At 71.1% G+C, this 16,656-nt stretch carries 19 protein-coding genes; 9 read left to right on the forward strand and 10 right to left on the reverse strand.

All coding sequences use genetic code 11. The features are described from left to right. The first annotated feature begins 78 nt into the window (after positions 1 to 78). The 3 genes from IEY91_RS08995 (at position 79) to IEY91_RS09005 (ending at position 2,826) form a co-directional block, all read left to right on the forward strand. Positions 79 to 675 (forward strand): DUF5994 family protein, encoded by a 597-nt coding sequence (locus IEY91_RS08995; RefSeq protein WP_164326666.1) that lies wholly within the window; start codon positions 79 to 81, stop codon positions 673 to 675. A 5-nt stretch (positions 676 to 680) separates the two neighbouring features. Next, positions 681 to 935, forward strand: coding sequence for a hypothetical protein (locus IEY91_RS09000; protein ID WP_164326667.1), 255 nt, complete (start codon positions 681 to 683; stop codon positions 933 to 935). A 253-nt stretch (positions 936 to 1,188) separates the two neighbouring features. Further along, positions 1,189 to 2,826: an alpha/beta hydrolase gene (locus IEY91_RS09005; protein WP_189173551.1), complete on the forward strand. Its 1,638-nt coding sequence runs from the start codon at positions 1,189 to 1,191 to the stop codon at positions 2,824 to 2,826. Between the two features lie 35 nt (positions 2,827 to 2,861). Here IEY91_RS09005 and IEY91_RS09010 read toward each other — a convergent pair whose 3' ends face one another. After that, positions 2,862 to 3,347: a YbaK/EbsC family protein gene (locus IEY91_RS09010; RefSeq protein ID WP_164326668.1), complete on the reverse strand. Its 486-nt coding sequence runs from the start codon at positions 3,345 to 3,347 to the stop codon at positions 2,862 to 2,864. A gap of 91 nt (positions 3,348 to 3,438) precedes the next feature. Beyond that, the gene (locus IEY91_RS09015) at positions 3,439 to 4,182 is read right to left on the reverse strand and encodes a lysophospholipid acyltransferase family protein (protein WP_189173552.1); all 744 of its coding nucleotides are present in this window, start codon (positions 4,180 to 4,182) and stop codon (positions 3,439 to 3,441) included. Between the two features lie 263 nt (positions 4,183 to 4,445). Between IEY91_RS09015 and IEY91_RS09020 the strand changes: the two genes are divergently transcribed. Continuing rightward, positions 4,446 to 4,844: a subtilase-type protease inhibitor gene (locus IEY91_RS09020; RefSeq protein ID WP_189173553.1), complete on the forward strand. Its 399-nt coding sequence runs from the start codon at positions 4,446 to 4,448 to the stop codon at positions 4,842 to 4,844. 37 nt (positions 4,845 to 4,881) lie between these two features. Here IEY91_RS09020 and IEY91_RS09025 read toward each other — a convergent pair whose 3' ends face one another. The 5 genes from IEY91_RS09025 to IEY91_RS09045 form a co-directional block, all read right to left on the reverse strand. Then, the gene (locus IEY91_RS09025; RefSeq protein WP_189173554.1) at positions 4,882 to 5,040 is read right to left on the reverse strand and encodes a hypothetical protein; all 159 of its coding nucleotides are present in this window, start codon (positions 5,038 to 5,040) and stop codon (positions 4,882 to 4,884) included. A gap of 94 nt (positions 5,041 to 5,134) precedes the next feature. Next, entirely contained in the window at positions 5,135 to 6,094 is a 960-nt protein-coding gene (locus IEY91_RS09030) for a cytochrome c oxidase assembly protein (protein WP_164326671.1), read from the reverse strand. 129 nt (positions 6,095 to 6,223) lie between these two features. Continuing rightward, a complete protein-coding gene (locus tag IEY91_RS09035; RefSeq protein ID WP_164326672.1) occupies positions 6,224 to 7,249 on the reverse strand; it encodes a 6-phosphofructokinase in 1,026 nt (341 codons plus the stop codon). Positions 7,250 to 7,418: 169 nt separating this feature from the next. Further along, positions 7,419 to 8,147, reverse strand: a complete 729-nt coding sequence (locus IEY91_RS09040) for a type 1 glutamine amidotransferase (RefSeq protein WP_164326673.1) — start codon at positions 8,145 to 8,147, stop codon at positions 7,419 to 7,421. A 49-nt stretch (positions 8,148 to 8,196) separates the two neighbouring features. Next, positions 8,197 to 9,444, reverse strand: a complete 1,248-nt coding sequence (locus IEY91_RS09045) for a Mur ligase family protein (RefSeq protein WP_164326674.1) — start codon at positions 9,442 to 9,444, stop codon at positions 8,197 to 8,199. Positions 9,445 to 9,592: 148 nt separating this feature from the next. Here IEY91_RS09045 and def point away from each other — a divergent pair, with 148 nt between their 5' ends. Beyond that, a complete protein-coding gene (gene def, locus IEY91_RS09050; RefSeq protein ID WP_189173555.1) occupies positions 9,593 to 10,138 on the forward strand; it encodes a peptide deformylase in 546 nt (181 codons plus the stop codon). A gap of 30 nt (positions 10,139 to 10,168) precedes the next feature. Here def and IEY91_RS09055 read toward each other — a convergent pair whose 3' ends face one another. After that, positions 10,169 to 10,825 carry a TetR/AcrR family transcriptional regulator gene (locus IEY91_RS09055; RefSeq protein WP_164326676.1) on the reverse strand — a complete coding sequence of 219 codons (657 nt, stop codon included), beginning with the start codon at positions 10,823 to 10,825 and terminating at the stop codon, positions 10,169 to 10,171. Between the two features lie 166 nt (positions 10,826 to 10,991). Here IEY91_RS09055 and IEY91_RS09060 point away from each other — a divergent pair, with 166 nt between their 5' ends. Then, positions 10,992 to 12,218, forward strand: coding sequence for an acyl-CoA dehydrogenase family protein (locus tag IEY91_RS09060; protein ID WP_164326677.1), 1,227 nt, complete (start codon positions 10,992 to 10,994; stop codon positions 12,216 to 12,218). Positions 12,219 to 12,260: 42 nt separating this feature from the next. Here the strand turns inward: IEY91_RS09060 and IEY91_RS09065 are convergent, their stop codons facing one another. After that, positions 12,261 to 13,373 (reverse strand): hypothetical protein, encoded by a 1,113-nt coding sequence (locus IEY91_RS09065; RefSeq protein WP_189173556.1) that lies wholly within the window; start codon positions 13,371 to 13,373, stop codon positions 12,261 to 12,263. 141 nt (positions 13,374 to 13,514) lie between these two features. Between IEY91_RS09065 and IEY91_RS09070 the strand changes: the two genes are divergently transcribed. The 3 genes from IEY91_RS09070 to IEY91_RS09080 all read left to right on the forward strand — a co-directional run bounded on the left by IEY91_RS09070 (position 13,515) and on the right by IEY91_RS09080 (position 15,853). Then, positions 13,515 to 14,657 carry an isoaspartyl peptidase/L-asparaginase family protein gene (locus IEY91_RS09070; protein WP_189173557.1) on the forward strand — a complete coding sequence of 381 codons (1,143 nt, stop codon included), beginning with the start codon at positions 13,515 to 13,517 and terminating at the stop codon, positions 14,655 to 14,657. Between the two features lie 133 nt (positions 14,658 to 14,790). Further along, positions 14,791 to 15,240 (forward strand): MarR family winged helix-turn-helix transcriptional regulator, encoded by a 450-nt coding sequence (locus IEY91_RS09075; protein ID WP_189173558.1) that lies wholly within the window; start codon positions 14,791 to 14,793, stop codon positions 15,238 to 15,240. A gap of 58 nt (positions 15,241 to 15,298) precedes the next feature. Beyond that, the gene (locus tag IEY91_RS09080; protein ID WP_189173559.1) at positions 15,299 to 15,853 is read left to right on the forward strand and encodes an isochorismatase family protein; all 555 of its coding nucleotides are present in this window, start codon (positions 15,299 to 15,301) and stop codon (positions 15,851 to 15,853) included. On the opposite strand, the gene IEY91_RS09085 is transcribed toward IEY91_RS09080, so the two are convergent. Next, positions 15,837 to 16,640 (reverse strand): GNAT family N-acetyltransferase, encoded by an 804-nt coding sequence (locus IEY91_RS09085; protein ID WP_189173560.1) that lies wholly within the window; start codon positions 16,638 to 16,640, stop codon positions 15,837 to 15,839. The two genes, IEY91_RS09080 and IEY91_RS09085, sit on opposite strands and share 17 nt — an antisense overlap. Between the last annotated feature and the right edge of the window lie 16 nt (positions 16,641 to 16,656).

Consider the following 16,656-nt stretch of genomic DNA (forward strand, 5'->3'; position numbering starts at 1 on the left):
CGGCCGCCATGCTTGTGTCGTTTTCGGCGATCGAATACGCCGGGCCGGTGGTAGTCGGCCCGGGGCAGGGTTCGCGTCATGACTGCGACCATCTCCTTCCCGCAGACCCTCGAGGCCAGGCCGACCGCGCCGCCTTCCCCCGCCGGCTCCTGGCCCTCTTCGCCACCTCTCCGCCTTTCGCTCGCTCCCGTCGGTCCCCAGCCTTCGCTGCTGGACGGCGCCTGGTGGCCCCAATCCCGCGACCTCAGCATGGAACTCCCCACGCTGACGGCGGCACTCGACCCGTTGTGGGGGCGCATCACCCGGGTCACCGTGAATCCCGTCCACTGGCCCGTCGTGCCGCACAAGGTGCCCGTCGCCGGGCATGTGGTGAAAGTCGGTTGGTACCGGGACGAGCAGGACCCCCACGAGCTGATGCTCCTCTCCTACCGCGCGGGCCGCTGGAATCTGCTGGTGATCCCGCCGCAGACGCCTCCCGACTCGGCTGTCTGGCTGATGGCCGCCGCGAGCGACCCATTGGGAACGTCGACCGCGAGCCGGTTGATGGCGGAAGCCGCGCGACGGCGGACGGTCGCGGAGAACGACCGGGCCGTGGAGGAGGCCTGGGCCTCCGAAGGAGGCCATGAGGCCCGCGATCCGGCCGCCACGACACCGCAGCGACCGCAGAGGATGTGAGGACGATGGAGACCGTCGTGACCGTGATCGCGCTCCTGGCGCTGACCGCCCTCGGAGTGCTCCTCATCCACCGACTCAACACACAGCACAACGAACGCATCGCGTCCTTCCACTACGGCCGCCCCCGGGCGACCATGCGGACCCCCGCGCCGCCGGTCCCGCCGAAGCCGGACACCCCGGCCGGACCGACGGCCACCGGCGACCGCCGAGACCACCGCGACGGCGGCCGAGGCCGCTTCAGGCCACGCCGCCGCCCCTGACGGCAACTTCGTGCTTCCACCGGAGCCGTAGTCACACAGCAAGACACGCACCCAAGGCCGGAGGCCCGATCCCCTCAAGGGGACCGGGCCTCCGGCCTGCCATCGCCGCTCACCGGTACAAACCGATCCGTTTATCGGATTGGTAAAAATCGTCCGACACGTCTGTTGTCAGGGACCATGCAGACGGAAGTATCCCCGTACCGAGCGAACGACCGAATCGATGTGCGGGAGGCCCCACTTGAGTCGTACCCCGATGACCACGCGGACCAGACGGACGGTGACGTTCGGGTCCGCGGGCACACTCGTCGCGGCGACGCTGATAGCGGGGGCGCTTGCCGCGCCGTCCGCGAGCGCCGACGCCCAGGCCGGGCAGGACAGCAGCCGGAGCGGGAGTGGCAGTGCCCACGCCGCGGCCGGCAAGGACCGGGAAGCGGCGGGTGCCGCCGTCGCAGCCCGGCGCGCCGCCAAGAAGGGCATCGACTGGAAGGACTGTCCCGAGGACTGGGGCATCGCCAAGCCGATCCAGTGCGGGTGGGTCACCGTCCCGCTCGACTACGCCAAGCCGCACGGCAAGCAGATCAAGCTCGCGGTGGACCGGATCGGTAATACGGGGAGCAAGAAGGAGCGGCAGGGTGCGCTGCTCTACAACCCCGGTGGGCCCGGTGCCTCCGGTCTGCGGTTCCCCACGCGTGTCACGACCAACAACAAGCTGTGGGAGAAGACCGCCAAGGCCTACGACTTCGTGGGCTTCGAGCCGCGTGGCGTCGGCCACTCCGCGCCCATCTCCTGCGTCGACCCACAGGAGTTCGTGAAGGCCCCCAAGCTCGACCCGGTCCCGGACTCCGCCGCCGACAAGCGCGCCCAGCGCAAGCTCGCCGCCAAGTACGCGGACGGCTGCAAGGAGCGCAGCGGCTGGATGCTGCCGCACATGACGACGCCCAACACCGCCCGTGACCTGGACGTCATCCGTGCCGCGCTCGGTGAGAAGAAGCTCAACTTCCTGGGTGTGTCGTACGGGACCTACCTCGGTGCCGTGTACGCGACGCTCTACCCGTCGCACGTGCGCCGGATGGTCTTCGACTCGGTCGTCAATCCGTCGAGGGACAAGATCTGGTACGAGGCCAACCTCGACCAGGACGTCGCCTTCGAGGTCCGCCTGAAGGACTGGATGGAGTGGGTCGCCAAGTACGACGCCACCTTCCACCTCGGCGCCACCTACAAGGAGGTGCGCGCGCAGTGGGAGAAGCTGCGGGCGACGGCCAAGGCGAAGCCGTTGAACGGTGTCGTCGGCCCGGCCGAGCTGGTCTCGTACTTCCAGAACGCGCCGTACTACGACTCCACCTGGGTCTCCATCGCGACCAACTGGAGCAAGTACGTCGCCGGTGACCCGAAGCCGCTGATCGAGGCCGCGAGCCCCGACCTGTCCGACGTGGCAGGCAACAAGTCGTCGGAGAACGGCAACGCCGTCTACACCGCCGTCGAGTGCGCCGATGCCAAGTGGCCCACCAGCTGGAAGAAGTGGGACCGGGACAACACCCGGATCCACAAGGACCACCCGTTCATGACCTGGGCCAACGCCTGGATGAACCTGCCGTGCGCGACCTGGCCGAGCAAGCAGCACAAGCCCGTCGAGGTCAAGACCGGCAAGGGCCTGCCGCCCACGCTGATCGCCCAGGCCACGCGTGACGCCGCCACGCCGTACCCGGGCGGGGTCGAGCTGCACAAGCGGCTCAAGGGTTCCCGTCTGATCACGGAGAAGGACGCGGGCTCGCACGGCATCACCAACCTGGTGAACCCCTGCCTCAACGAGCGCGTCGACACCTACCTGCTCACCGGCAAGGTGGACAGCCGGGACGTGACGTGCACCCCGCACGCCACGCCCAAGCCGTAGTCACTGCCACGGCTGCAGCTACGGCCACCGGATAGTTACTGGGAGATCGCTTCCAGCCTCGGCTGGGCGATCTCCCGGTAGTCCGCGGTCCGCAGCGCAAGGGAGCGGTCCAGGCGCGCCGCGTTGAAGAACAGTTCCCCGTGGGCCAGGAGCGCGGGATCCACGACCAGTTCGAGGTCGGGGTCGAACGAGAATGGCAGGATCGTGCCGCTCACGCTCCCCGAGAGCCGCTCCGCGACCTCCTGCGTGGCGAAGCCCGCGTACACCCCGCCGAGCAGGGCCTTGAGCGCGTTCAGGTCCACGCGCCGGTCCCCGGGCACGACGGCGAGGACGTACCGCTTCGTCTTCTTGTCGAGCTTCACCATCACCACGATGCACTTCGCGGCCTGCGCGAGCTCATTGCCGCGCAGTGCGCTCACCGCCTCCGTGGCGCCCTCCGGAGCGTGTTCGATGACGCGGTACTCCGCGCCTCGCTCCTCCAGCAGTCCGATGAGCTTCGTGTACTGCGCGTGCTCGGTCACTTGGGCCTCCCGCCGTGCCGGCCAGGCGTCCCCCGCCCGGTGGTCGAACAGATCGATCACTGGATCATAGGCGCGGCGGTACGCGGAATGCTCAGCTCAGCGGCATCCTCGGGAACTTCCGGTCCGGTAAGGAACGGCGGCTCTCCGCGGCGCGCTGCTCCGCCTCCTCCGCCTTCACGACGGCCGCGTACTTGTCCACGTACTCCTGGCCGGACAGGCCGAGGATCGCGTACATGATCTCGTCCGTGACCGCGCGCAGGACCGCCTTCTCGCCGTCCATGCCCTCGTAGCGCGAGAACTCCAGCGGCTCCCCGAAGCGGATCGTCACCCGCCGGAAGCGCGGCACGACCTTCCCGGGCGGCTGCGCCTCGAACGTGCCGATCATCGCGCACGGCACCACCGGCACATGCGCCCGCAGCGCCATCGCGGCGACCCCGACCTTGCCCTTGTAGAGGCGTCCGTCGTGCGAGCGGGTGCCCTCGGGGTAGATGCCGAGCAGCTCGCCCTTGCGCAGCACGCCGAGGCCTTCGCGGATCGCGGCCTGGCCGGCCTCCTTGCCGGAGCGGTCCACCGGGATCTGCCCGGCGCTGCGGAAGAACGCGGCCGTGAGCCGCCCCCTGATGCCGGGCCCGGTGAAGTACTCGGCCTTCGCCAGGAACGTGATGCGCCGCCTGATGATCGCGGGCATCAGGAAGTGATCGGAGAACGACAGGTGGTTCCCGGCGACGATCGCCGCTCCGTGCTCCGGAATGTGCTCCAGGCCTTCGATTCTGGGGCGGAACATCAGCCGGAGCAGTGGCCCGAGGATCACGTACTTCAGCAGTAGGTAGAACATGCGGGCGCCGCCTTCCCCCGGGGGTGGTGCCGACGCACAGTAGTCAATCGACGGCGCATGCGCGAGAGCCCGTTCGGGTCTTGTGGATCGTGCGACGCGAGGTCCGGGGCGTGAATCCGTACGAGGGAGGCGCCCGACCCGTACGGGGGAGTGACCGGCGCGGCGGCTTGCCGGGCGGGGTGCCGCGGGGTGCTCTGACCGGTGCCCGACGTCCCTGACGCCACCGTCCGTGACCGGCGTCCGTCGCTGCCTCCGGAGGTCCCATGCGCTCGCTCACCGTCACATCGGCCGCCCTGCTCGCACTCGCCGCGGCCGCCGCGCCCGTCGCCGCGGCGCCCGGAATCGACGCGCCGTCCCGCCAGCGCGGGGTCTTCCTGACGATTTCGGGCGACGAGAACACCTGGATCCGGGGCGTCGTGCTGCGGTGCGTGCCCGAGCCCGACGGCCACCACCCGCACGCGGCGCGCGCCTGCGCGGAGCTGGACGCGGCGGGCGGCGACTTCGGCAAGCTGGCGGGCGAGCCGCGCCTGTGCACCAGGGAGTACGCCCCCGTCACGGTGAGCGCGACCGGGGAGTTCCGGGGCAGGCCCGTGGCCTGGCACAAGACGTACGGCAACGCCTGCGAGATGGGGTCGGGGACCGGGAACGTCTTCCGTTTCTGAGTCGGAACCCCTCGCCGGAGGCCCCGCGGCCCCCACCTCACGTAGGCCGCGAGAACACCATCGCCACCGTCAGCAGCCCCAGCACCACCCAGCCGAACCACAGCCAGCCGTTGCTCCCGAGCGCCACCGTGTAGGCGGTCACCATCACCAGACCCCCGATGGTGAAGCCGCCCATCGTCTTCGTAGAACCAGGCATCGCCCTGCCTCCTCAAACGCAGGTCGGGCGTCCGGTTACCGGAGCGCCGTGACCGTGGCCTGAGGCCATCCTCACCCGCGATGCGGCATTGCCGCTAGCGTCCGCGCGTCGCCAGTGATGCCAGATAGGCGTTGTACGCCTCCAGCTCCTTGTCCCCGTCGCGGTCGGCGGCACGGTCCTTGCGGCGGCCTTCGCGCTGGTCGGAGCGGTACCACTGGTAGAGCAGGGCGAGCAGCACGAGTACCGAGGGGACCTCGCTGAACGCCCAGGCGATGCCGCCGGCCGCGTTCTGGTCGGCGAGCGCGTCGACGCCGAGCGAGGCCGGGGGGTTCTTGTACGTGTCGATCATGGGCTCGGACGCCATCATCAGGGCGATGCCGAAGAACGCGTGGAACGGCATTCCGGCGAAGAGCTCCAGCATCCGCATCAGGTGGCCGGGGCGGTGCGGGCCCGGGTCCACGCCCATGATCGGCCAGAAGAACACCAGGCCGACGGCGAGGAAGTGCACCATCATGCCGATGTGCCCGGCCTTGGAGCCCATCAGGGTGTCGAAGAGCGGCGTGAAGTACAGCGCGTACAGGCTCGCGATGAACAGCGGGATCGTGAACGCGGGGTGCGTGATGATCCGTACGTAGCGGCTGTGCAGCAGCGCAAGGAGCAGCTCGCGCGGGCCCTTGCGGCCGCGGCCCGCGACCGGCAGCGCCCGCAGCGCCAGCGTGATCGGCGCGCCCAGGAGCAGCAGGATCGGCGAGAGCATGCTGATGATCATGTGCTGCACCATGTGCACGCTGAACAGGACCATGCCGTAGTCGTTCAGCTTGGTGCACATCACAAGGAGGATGGTCAGGACGCCGACGACGAACGAGATCGTGCGGCCGACCGGCCACTTGTCGCCGCGCCGCACCAGACGCGCGACCCCCCACCCGTACAGGGCGAGGGCCACCAGGCAGCCGATGAGGAAGAAGGGGTCGGCCGAGGGCTCGAGCCCGCGCCCCAGCGTGAACGGCGGCAGATCCATGTTCATGCCATGCATGCCGTGCCCGCTGTGATCCATCCGCTGGCTCCTGTTTCGTGCAGATTGTGCGCTGTGTGTCCGCACCAGAGTAGAACCGCCCCCGGCCGCGCTTGCGACCGGGGGCGAGTACTTGAAACGCGGGCTACTGGCTCACAGCATGCGGCTGGCTCAGAGCACGCACTCCGCTTCCTCGTACCGCTCGTCGGGCACGGTCTTCAGCGTCTCGACGGCCTCGGCCAGGGGCACCATCACGATGTCCGTGCCGCGCAGCGCCGTCATCCGGCCGAACTCGCCGCGATGCACGGCCTCCACGGCGTGCCAGCCGAAACGGGTCGCGAGCACGCGGTCGTACGCGGTGGGGGTGCCGCCGCGCTGCACGTGGCCGAGGATCACCGGGCGGGCCTCCTTGCCGAGGCGCTGCTCCAGTTCGAGGGAGAGCTGCCGTGCGATGCCGGCGAACCGCTCGTGGCCGTAGACGTCCTTGACGCCCTCGTCGAACGCCATGCTGCCCTCGCGGGGCTTGGCGCCCTCTGCGGCCACGACGATGGCGAACTTCTTGCCCGCCTCGAACCGCGCGCCGACCTTCTTCGCCAACTCCTCGATGTCGAAGGGCCGTTCCGGTACGACGATGGCGTGCGCGCCGGCCGCCATGCCGGAGTGCAGCGCGATCCAGCCGGTGTGCCGGCCCATGACCTCGACGATCAGGACGCGCTGGTGCGACTCGGCGGTGGTCTTCAGGCGGTCGAGGGCTTCGGTGGCCACGCCGACGGCCGTGTCGAAGCCGAACGTCACGTCCGTGACCGCGATGTCGTTGTCGATGGTCTTCGGTACGCCGACGATCGGCAGGCCCGCGTCCGACAGGAGCCGGGCGGCCTTCAGCGTGCCCTCGCCGCCGATCGGGATGATCGCGTCGAGGCCGAGGTCGGCGACGTGGCCCTTGGCGCGTTCGACGCCGTCACGCAGGTGGGCGGGCTGTACCCGCGAGGAGCCGAGGATCGTGCCGCCGCGCGCCAGGATGCCGCCCACCGCGTCCAGGTCCAGCTTGCGGTAGTCGCATTCGAGCAGGCCCTTCCAGCCGTCGTGGAAGCCGATGACCTCGTCGCCGTGGTCGGCGACGGCACGGTGGACGACCGAACGGATGACGGCGTTCAGGCCGGGGCAGTCGCCCCCGGAAGTCAGGACACCAATGCGCATAGCCCGGAAACCTTCGCTACGTGGACCGAATCCCGGACCACGTCGTCCGGCTGGATCAGCGTTCACCCTACCGGCGCGAGGTCCGCCCACGCAGAGTCCGCCCACTCAGTGGACAGCGGCTCGGGGCGGGCTGGATTCAGCGATTCCAGCCGCCCCGTCGCCGGAGGCGTTACGCAGGCTGCTGGGCGGCCGCGATGCGCTCGCCGCGCAGCGCCTCGTACCAGCGGTCGTCCGTCGGCGGCAGCGCGTTCACATCGAGGGCCAGCTTCAGGAGCAGGTCCGCGATGAGCGGGTTGCGGGCGAGCACGGGGCCGTGCATGTACGTACCGAAGACCGTGCCGTTGTACGCGCCTTCGGTGCCGTCGCCCGTGCCGTTGCCCTTGCCGAGGCGGACGCGGGCGAAGGGGCGCGAGCCCGGGCCGATGTGCGTGATGCCCTGGTGGTTCTCGAAGCCGGTCAGCTCGGGCAGGCCGAGCTGCGGGTCGATGTCGCCGAGCACGTCGCCGACGCAGCGCTCGCCCTCGCCGCGGGTGGACACCACGTCGAGCAGGCCGAGGCCGGGCTCGCGCTGGCCGAGGTCGTTGATGAACTCGTTGCCGAGGATCTGGTAGCCCGCGCACACCGAGAAGACGATGGCGCCGTTGCCGACGGCCCGCTGCAGGCCGCCGTCGCGGCGCAGCCGCTCGGAGGCCAGGCGCTGCGGGCGGTCCTCGCCGCCGCCGATCAGATAGATGTCGCCGGAGGTGGGCACCGGCTGGTCGCTGCGGACGTCGTACCGCTCGACCTGGAGGCCGCGCTGTTGGGCGCGGCGCTCGACGACGAGGGCGTTGCCCTGGTCGCCGTACGTGCTCAGCAGGTCCGGGTAGACCCACACCAGACGCAGGCTGTTGTCGCTCATGCTCATTGGTCCCTACGAAGCTCTCGAAGTGCGGGGGAGTCCGGACGGCTCAGTTGCCGACGCGGCGGCGCAGGTCCTGGAACGCGGTGTAGTTCGCGATCGTCTCGATGCGGCCGGGCGGGGCGATCTGCACGGCCTCGTCGAGCGTCTCGCACACGCGGAAGTCGAGGCCCGCGACCTCCAGGCGGACGGCGAGGTCCAGCTTGCGGTCGCCGAGCACGAAGATCGGGCGGCCGGCGAGGCGGGTGTAGTCGACGTCCCACAGCCAGGAGGTGTCCGTGCCGTCGGCGCCGCGGGCGTTCACCGACAGGACCACAGGCGCCGGGGCCGGGTCGATCAGCGAAAACGTTTCGAGCCAGCCCGCCGGGTTCTTCGCGAGCAGCAGCCGCAGGTCACGGCCCTGGAACTGGACGACGTCATAGCGGCCCGCGACGGCCTGCACCTGGTACATCCGCTCCAGGGCGACCTGCGGGGGCACGCCGAAGACGGCGGCGACGGCGGCCGAGGAGGCGGCGTTCGCCTTGTTCGCCCGGCCCGGGAGCTGGAGGTGGATCGGCCAGGCCGAGCCGTGCGGGTCGAGCACGTAGTCCCCGGACAGGGCCCAGCTCGGCGCGGGGCGGCGGAAGCCGCACTCGCCGCAGAACCAGTCGTCGCCGGGGCGCTGCATCACGCCGCCGCACGCCGGGCACGACCAGGCGTCGTCCTTCCACTCCTGGCCCGCGGCCACCCACACCACGTTCGGCGAGGAGGAGGCGGCCCACACGACCAGCGGGTCGTCGGCGTTGGCGATGACGACGGCCTTGGAACCCGCCAGGCCCTCGCGCCACTTCTCGGCGAGCATGCGGGTCTCACCGGCGCGGTCGAGCTGGTCGCGCGAGAGGTTGAGCAGCGCGATCGCCTTGGGGTCTACGTCACGGGCCACACCCGCGAGGTACTTCTCGTCGACCTCGATCACGCCGAACCGGGCCTCGGAGCCGCCCGCGAGCGCGGAGGTGATGCCGGCAGGCATGTTCGCGCCGAGCGCGTTGGAGACGACCGGGCCGGCGGCGCCCAGGGCCTCGGCGATGAGCCGCGTCGTGGTCGTCTTGCCGTTCGTGGCCGAGACCAGCACCACGTCCAGGTGCGTGGCGAGCCGGCCCAGAAGCTCCGGGTCGAGCCTGAGGGCCACCTTGCCGCCGATCACCGAACCGCTGCCGCGGCCCGCCGCGCGCGACACCGCCGCGGCCGCCTTGCCCGCCGTCACGGCCAGCTTGGCCCGCGGCGACAGCGGGTCTGCACTGCCAGGGTGTCCTGCCATCAGTCTGGATCCTCCTTGCGTACGGCGCCGCGCCTGCCCGGCATCGTGTCGGGCCAGCCTATCGAGATCGACTGACAAGCCCGAATCACGGCACCCGGCACGGCACCTGTGGACGGCGCGGCTGTCCCCTGACCGTACTCTTGCCGCCATGCGACACGGCTCTATCCCGGGCGCCTCAGGGCGCGTACGACCCCTGACCCTGCTCGGTGACCCCGTGCTGCACACCCCCTGCGAGGAGGTGACCGACTTCGGTCCCCAACTGGCCGCCCTCGTCGAGGACATGTACGCCACGATGTACGCGGCGAACGGCGTGGGCCTGGCCGCCAATCAGGTCGGCACGGGCCTGCGGGTGTTCGTGTACGACTGCCCGGACGACGAGGACGTACGTCACCTCGGGCACCTGGTGAACCCGCGTCTGGTGGACGTGGACGGGGTGAGCGTGCGCGGTCCTGAGAGCTGTCTGTCGCTGCCGGGTCTGGAGGCGGCGACCCCGCGCTTCGACCACGCCGTCCTTGAGGGCGTCACGCTGCGCGGGGAGCCGGTGCGGGTGCACGGCACCGGGTTCTTCGCCCGCTGCCTCCAGCACGAGTACGACCACCTGGAGGGCGGGGTGTACACCGATCACGTCACCGGGTGGCGCCGTCGGCGGGTGCTGCGGCAGGCGGCGCGGGCGCCTTGGGCCGCCCCCGCCTGAACCGTCAGGGGAGGGACCGGGGGCCGGACCTCAGAACCCGGGCCCGCCCAGGCGGTTGCCCGCCGCCGCGAGCCGGCCCCACAGCAGGTCGGCCAGGCTGCGCACCAATTCGGCGCGGGAGCAGGGCCGTTCGCCGAGCCACCAGTCGCCGGCCGCGTGCATCATGCCGACGATGCCGTGGCCCCACACGCGCGCGAGCTGGGTGCTGTCCGGGCCGAGGTCGACGCGCTCCTCGATGACCTCGGCCAGCTCCTCGCCGAGCCTGCGCAGCAGGGGAACGGAGTGCAGGCCGACGTCGAAGCCGCCCTCGCCGGTCTGGTCGCCGGTCTGGCTGGCCTCCGACGGATGCATCAGGAAGCGGTAGACCTGGGGGCGGGCCTCGATCGCCGCGAGGTAGGTGTCGAGCGTGGCCTCCACGCGCTCCCTGCGTTCGGCGGGGGCGTCCAGGGCCGCGCGCAGCGCGGCGAGCAGCGCGTCCGTGTGCCGCTTGGCGAGGGCCGCGTACAGCCCTCCCTTGTCGCCGAAGTGGCGGTACAGAATGGGCTTGGTGATGCCCGCCTCGGCGGCGATGGCGTTCATCGAGGCACCGGGTCCGTCGCGGAGCACGACGCGGTCGGCCGCCTCGAGCAGTTCGCGCCGCCGTTGCTCGGCGGACCGTTGCTGATCGGTCCGCTGCGTGGTCTCCATGAAGTGCTCTCTCCGCCCGATGCGATTGCGTGACGCACGCGCAACGTAACACTCGCGCCGGGGTGCGCATCGAACGGGCTGCCGGGAGTTGACATCGGCTACCGGCCGGTAACAGACTCCAGTTACCGCAAGTAACGTAGCAGGGTTCCGCAGTCCTGGAGGGGTCATGGCCGAGTTCACCATGGAGCTCAACGACGAGCAGCGGGAGGTCCGGGACTGGCTCCACGGGTTCGCCGCCGATGTGATCCGCCCCGCGGCGGCCGAGTGGGACGAGCGCGAGGAGACGCCCTGGCCGGTGATCCAGGAGGCCGCGAAGGTCGGCATCTACTCCCTGGACTTCTACGCCCAGCAGTTCTTCGACCCGACCGGGCTCGGGATACCCATGGCGATGGAGGAGCTCTTCTGGGGCGACGCGGGCATAGCCCTGTCCATCGTCGGCACCGGCCTCGCCGCCGTCGGCGTCCTCGCCAACGGCACCGAGGAACAGATCGGCACCTGGATCCCGCAGATGTACGGCGACGTGAACGACGTGAAGGTCGCCGCCTTCTGCTCCTCCGAGCCCGACGCGGGCTCCGACGTGGCCTCCATGCGCACGCGCGCCGTCTACGACGAGGCCAAGGACGAGTGGGTCCTCGACGGCACCAAGACCTGGGCGACCAACGGCGGCATCGCGGGCGTCCACGTCGTCGTCGCGGTCGTCGACCCCGAGCTCGGCTCCAAGGGCCACGCGTCCTTCATCGTGCCGCCGGGCACCCCCGGCCTGTCCCAGGGCCAGAAGTTCAAGAAGCACGGCATCCGCGCCTCGCACACCGCCGAGGTCGTCCTGGAGGACGTGCGCGTCCCCGGCTCCTGCCTGCTCGGCGGCAAGGACAAGCTGGACGAGCGCCTGGCACGCGCGCGTGAGCGCGCGAAGACCGGTGGCGAGCGCCTGAAGAACGCCGCCATGGCGACCTTCGAGGCGTCCCGCCCGGCGGTCGGCGCGATGGCGGTGGGCACGGCCCGCGCCGCGTACGAAGAGGCACTGGAGTACGCCAAGACGCGTACGCAGTTCGGCCGCCCCATCATCGACAACCAGGGCGTCGCCTTCCAGCTCGCCGACATGCGTACGCAGATCGACGCGGCCAGGCTGCTCGTGTGGCGCGCCTCCTGGATGGCCACCACGGGCAAGAAGTTCGAGTCGGCCGAGGGCTCGATGTCCAAGCTGTTCGCCAGCGAGACCGCCAAGAAGGTCACCGCCCAGGCGATCCAGATCCTCGGCGGCAACGGCTTCACCCGCGAGTACCCGGTGGAGCGCATGCACCGGGACGCCGCGATCTACACCATCTTCGAGGGCACCAGCGAGATCCAGCGCCTGGTCATCGCCCGTACGCTCTCGGGGATGCCGATCCGCTGACTCGGGGGCTGCCGATCTGCCGAGCCGCACCCCGTCCCGCGCTCACACGAGCTTGTCCTTGTACGCGATGTTGCAGCGCCGCGCGCCCTCCGCGCCGGACGCGAAGCCGAACGTCAGGCGGGCGCGGTAGCCGCCGGGTCCGGCCGCGTCCGGCACGAGCATGACGTTCATGCCCTCCGGCTCGCGGAACGTCAGGCTCTTCAGGGCGCGCGTCAACGCCCGCTCGGTGACTCCGGTGTTGAGGTCGACACGGGTGATGTATGTGTTGCCGGTGTCGTCGGCGTTGCCGGGGCCGCCGTTCTTGTACGCCTCGCCCTCGTACATGTACAGGTACGAGCCGTACAGGCAGAAGCCCTGCGCCACCGGCGGCTTGTAGAGGTCCGCGCGGTGGGCCAGCGGGGCGCCCAGGGGCGCGGCGACGGCCGCGTCCAGGTCCCAGACGGCGCACTGCAGACCGCCGCCCCGGTTGAAGCGGACCAGGAGCCGGCGGTGGTGGATGTCGACGACCGGGCGCGGCGCGGACAGCGTCGCGCCCGCGCCGGGCAGCTTCGCCGGGTCGGGCGTGCGGTCCTTGAAGTCCATCGCCGCGCGGTCGGCCGCGCTGTCCCAGTGGAAGCTGCGCGGCGGCTGACTGGCGGGCGGGCCCAGGTACTTGACGCGGCACACCTTCGTGCCGAAGCCGGTCCTGCCGTCCGGCGCCTCGGAGGCGTACTCGATCCACAGGTACGGCGGCGCGCCCGCGGCGGTCGGCTCGACGCCGATCTGCGCGCCGTGCCCGAACCCGCGCAGATACATGCGCCCGATCTTCGTCGCGCCGTCCGCGCTCAGCTTGGTGATCGCGATGTCGCCCTCCTTGAGGCGGGTCGCGTACGGCACCCCGTCGTCCGGGTTGTACATGACCTGCGCGACGTACCAGTGCTTGTTGAGGTGGTCGTAGCCCGCGCACTGCATGACGGTCGGGCACCACGTGGGCCGGTGCATGAACACGGGGTCCGAGGGGTCGGCGAGGTCGAAGGCGCGGGACGCGGGGAGGGCGAGCGGCTGGACGGCGCGGGCGGGGTGCGTGGTGCCCAGGCCCGCGCCGGCGAATGCGGCCGTCACGGCGGTGGTGCCGGCGAGGCGGATGAGGTCCCTGCGGGTGACGTGTTCCCCCATGAAGTGCCCTTTCCGGTACGGGAGTTGGACGCGCGTCGGACAGGTGACGGGGTGATGGTAGGGGCGGACGACGCGTACTGGTAGACGCCATGGCCATGCCATTACCGTGGACGCCCGCGTTCCGCCTGCTGAGGAGTGCCGATGCGCAGACGCCCCCTGACCTGGCTGATTCCCGCCCTCGCCACCGCCGCGGCGGTGACCGCGACCGTGGTCCTCGTTCCCGGTGGGGAGGGCAGGGATCCGGACGGCCGCACGGCGCCCGCCGCGCACGGGGAGCGGCCCGCGGGGAAGGGCAAGCCCGATGCGCGGGACGTGGTGCTCGCCGTGCACGGCGGGGCCGGGACCGCGCTCGACCGGGACAAGACGACTCCGGAGCGCGAGAAGGCGTACCGGGGCGGGCTCGCCGAAGCCCTGAAGGCCGGGCAGAAGGTCCTCGACAAGGGCGGCTCCAGCGTGGACGCCGTCCAGGCCGCCGTACAGCGCCTTGAGGACAACCCGCTGTTCAACGCGGGCAAGGGCGCCGTGTTCACCGCGGACGCGGGCCATGAACTGGACGCTTCGATCATGCGCGGCTCGGACCTGAAGGCGGGTGCGATGGCGGGCGTGAAGAGCCTGCGCAACCCCGTCGCGGGCGCCCGCGCGGTCATGGACAAGTCCCCGCACGTGCTGCTCTCGGGCGAGGGCGCCGACGACTTCGGGGCGCGGCACGGGCTGAAGACGGTGACTCAGGACTACTACTGGACGCAGGCTCGGTGGGACGCGCTGATGGCGGCCAAGGAGGCGGAGCGGGGCGGAAAGGGTGGCCGCAAGGGGAGTGCCGACTCGCCTGCGGCCGTCGCCGACGCGCAGTCCAAGGGGACGGTCGGCGCGGTCGCCGTCGACGGCAGGCGTGACCTGGCGGCCGCCACCTCCACCGGCGGCATGACCAACAAGCTGCCCGGCCGCATCGGTGACTCGCCGCTGATCGGCTCGGGGACGTACGCGAAGAACAGCACCGTCGCCGCGAGCGCCACCGGGGCGGGTGAGGTGTTCATCCGGGGCGCGGCCACCTCGACGATCTCCAACCTCATGGAGTTCAAGGGGGTCGGCGTCGCGACCGCCGCGTACGAAGTGATCGTCAAGCGGCTGCCGGGGCTCGGCGGCGACGGCGGGGTGATCGCGCTGGCGCCCAACGGGGAGTTCGACGCCCCGCACAGCAGCCCGGGGATGCTGCACGGCTATCTGACGAAGGACGGCAAGGTCGTGACGAAGATCTTCCCGGACGAGACGCCGCCGAATTCCTGACGGGCACTTCCTGGTGCCCGCTTCCTGGCGCCCGGTCCTGGCGCCCGGTCCTGGCGCCCGCGGTGGGCTCTGCCGAGCGAGAGGTAGGCAGGCAAACTTGCAAGGTTGCCTGCCTACCTCTTACCGTGGTGCCATGGCCGAATCCGCTGGAAAACGTGCGTCCGCGGCGCCCGAGCGCCTCGCCGCCGAGCTGACGGTCGCCGTGCGGCACGTCGTGCGCCGGATGCGGTCCGCGGCGCCGGACACCGGTCTCACCGCCTCGCAGCGCTCCGCGCTCGCCCGGCTCGCCGAGGCCCCGGCCACCACGGCGGCGCTGGCCCGCGCCGAGCTGGTGAAGCCGCAGTCGATGCGGCTGACCGTCGGCGCCCTGGAGGCGCAGGGGCTCGTGGCCCGGTCACCCGATCCGAGCGACGGGCGGCAGTCCCTCATGTCGGTCACCGACCAGGGGCGCGCCGTGCTTGCCGAGATGCGCGCCGCCAAGAACGACTGGCTCGCCGCGGCCATCGCGGACGAACTGGACGAGCGCGAGCGCGACCGACTGGCCGACGCCGTACGGCTGTTGGAACGGCTGGTGCGCAAGTGAGCCCGGCCTCCACGCACTGAACTCGCCCCTCGCGCAGGCACGACCGAAAGGCACCACCATGACCGCCACCACCCTCGACCCGAAGACCGCCCTCGTCCTCGTCGACCTCCAGAAGGGCATCACCGCACTGCCGTCCGTCCACCCGTCCGAGCAGATCGTCGAGCGGGGCGCCCGGCTCGCCGAGGCCTTCCGCGCGAAAGGGCTTCCCGTCGTCCTGGTGCACGTGGTCGGCGGCGCCCCCGGACGCACCGAGGGAGAGCTACGGGGACGCGGTGAAGTGCCCGCCGACTGGGCCGAGCTGCGGCCCGAGCTGAACCGGCGGGACAGCGACATCGTCGTCACCAAGCACCAGTGGGGCGCCTTCTACGGCACCGACCTCGACCTCCAGCTACGCCGCCGCGGCGTCACACAGGTCGTCATCGGCGGCATCGCGACGTCCATCGGCGTGGAGTCCACGGCACGCGCCGCCCATGAGCACGGCTACCACGTCACGATCGCCGTCGACGCGGTGACCGACCTCGACGAACGGACGCACCGCAACAGCGTGGAGAGGATCTTCCCGCGGCTCGGCGAGACGGACACCACGGACGCGATCATCAAACTCCTGGGCTGAGCGGCGGTCGGTAGATGTACGGCGTGGTCGTGCCCAGCTCCGCGAAGCCGAGCCGCCGCAGGATCGGGCGGCTCTGGTCGGACGCGTCGACCTGGAGGTAGGGCACGCCACGGGCCTCGGCGATGCGGGCGCGGTAGGCGATCAGCGAGCGGTACACACCCCGGCCGCGCCACTCCGCCACCGTGCCGCCGCCCCACAGCCCGGCGAAGTCCGTGCCCGGCCGGAACTCCAGGCGCGCCGAGCTGATCGGCACGTCGCCCGCCATGGCCACGACCGCGTCGAGCGTCTCCGGCGCCGTGGTGAGCTGGTCGAGGATCTGCCGGCCGAGCGCGGTGCCGTCCGTGCCGAAGGCCTGTTCGTGTACGTCGACCATGAGCCGTACGCCGTCCGCGTCCGTGACCGGGAGCAGCCGGACGCCCTCGGGCGGGGCCGTGTCCAGGGGCAGTTCGGCGACGGCCGCGACCATCAGCGTCTCGGCGGGCTCGGGCGTGAAGCCGGCCGCGAGGAGGCGTGCGGGCAGGTCGGCGGGCAGATCGTGGGAGTACGCCTTCCACTCGAACTCCACGCCGAGGGCGGTGAAGTGGCGCACCTGGGCAGCGATGGCCTCGTCCGCGGTGCTTTCGTCGAGCTCCGACCAGAGGACGCAGTTCCAGTCGTGCGCGGCGCCCATGCGCCGTACGACACCGCCTGCCCGCTCGATGAGCACGCCCGGCCCGTCCGGCCCGTCCGCATCCAGGTTCCGCCGCATCTGCCGGTCGTACGCCGCGAGCACCGCTGAGTGATCCATGGAGGTCACTTCAGCA

It is taken from the genome of Streptomyces lasiicapitis, assembly GCF_014646335.1.
GTDB lineage: Bacteria > Actinomycetota > Actinomycetes > Streptomycetales > Streptomycetaceae > Streptomyces > Streptomyces lasiicapitis.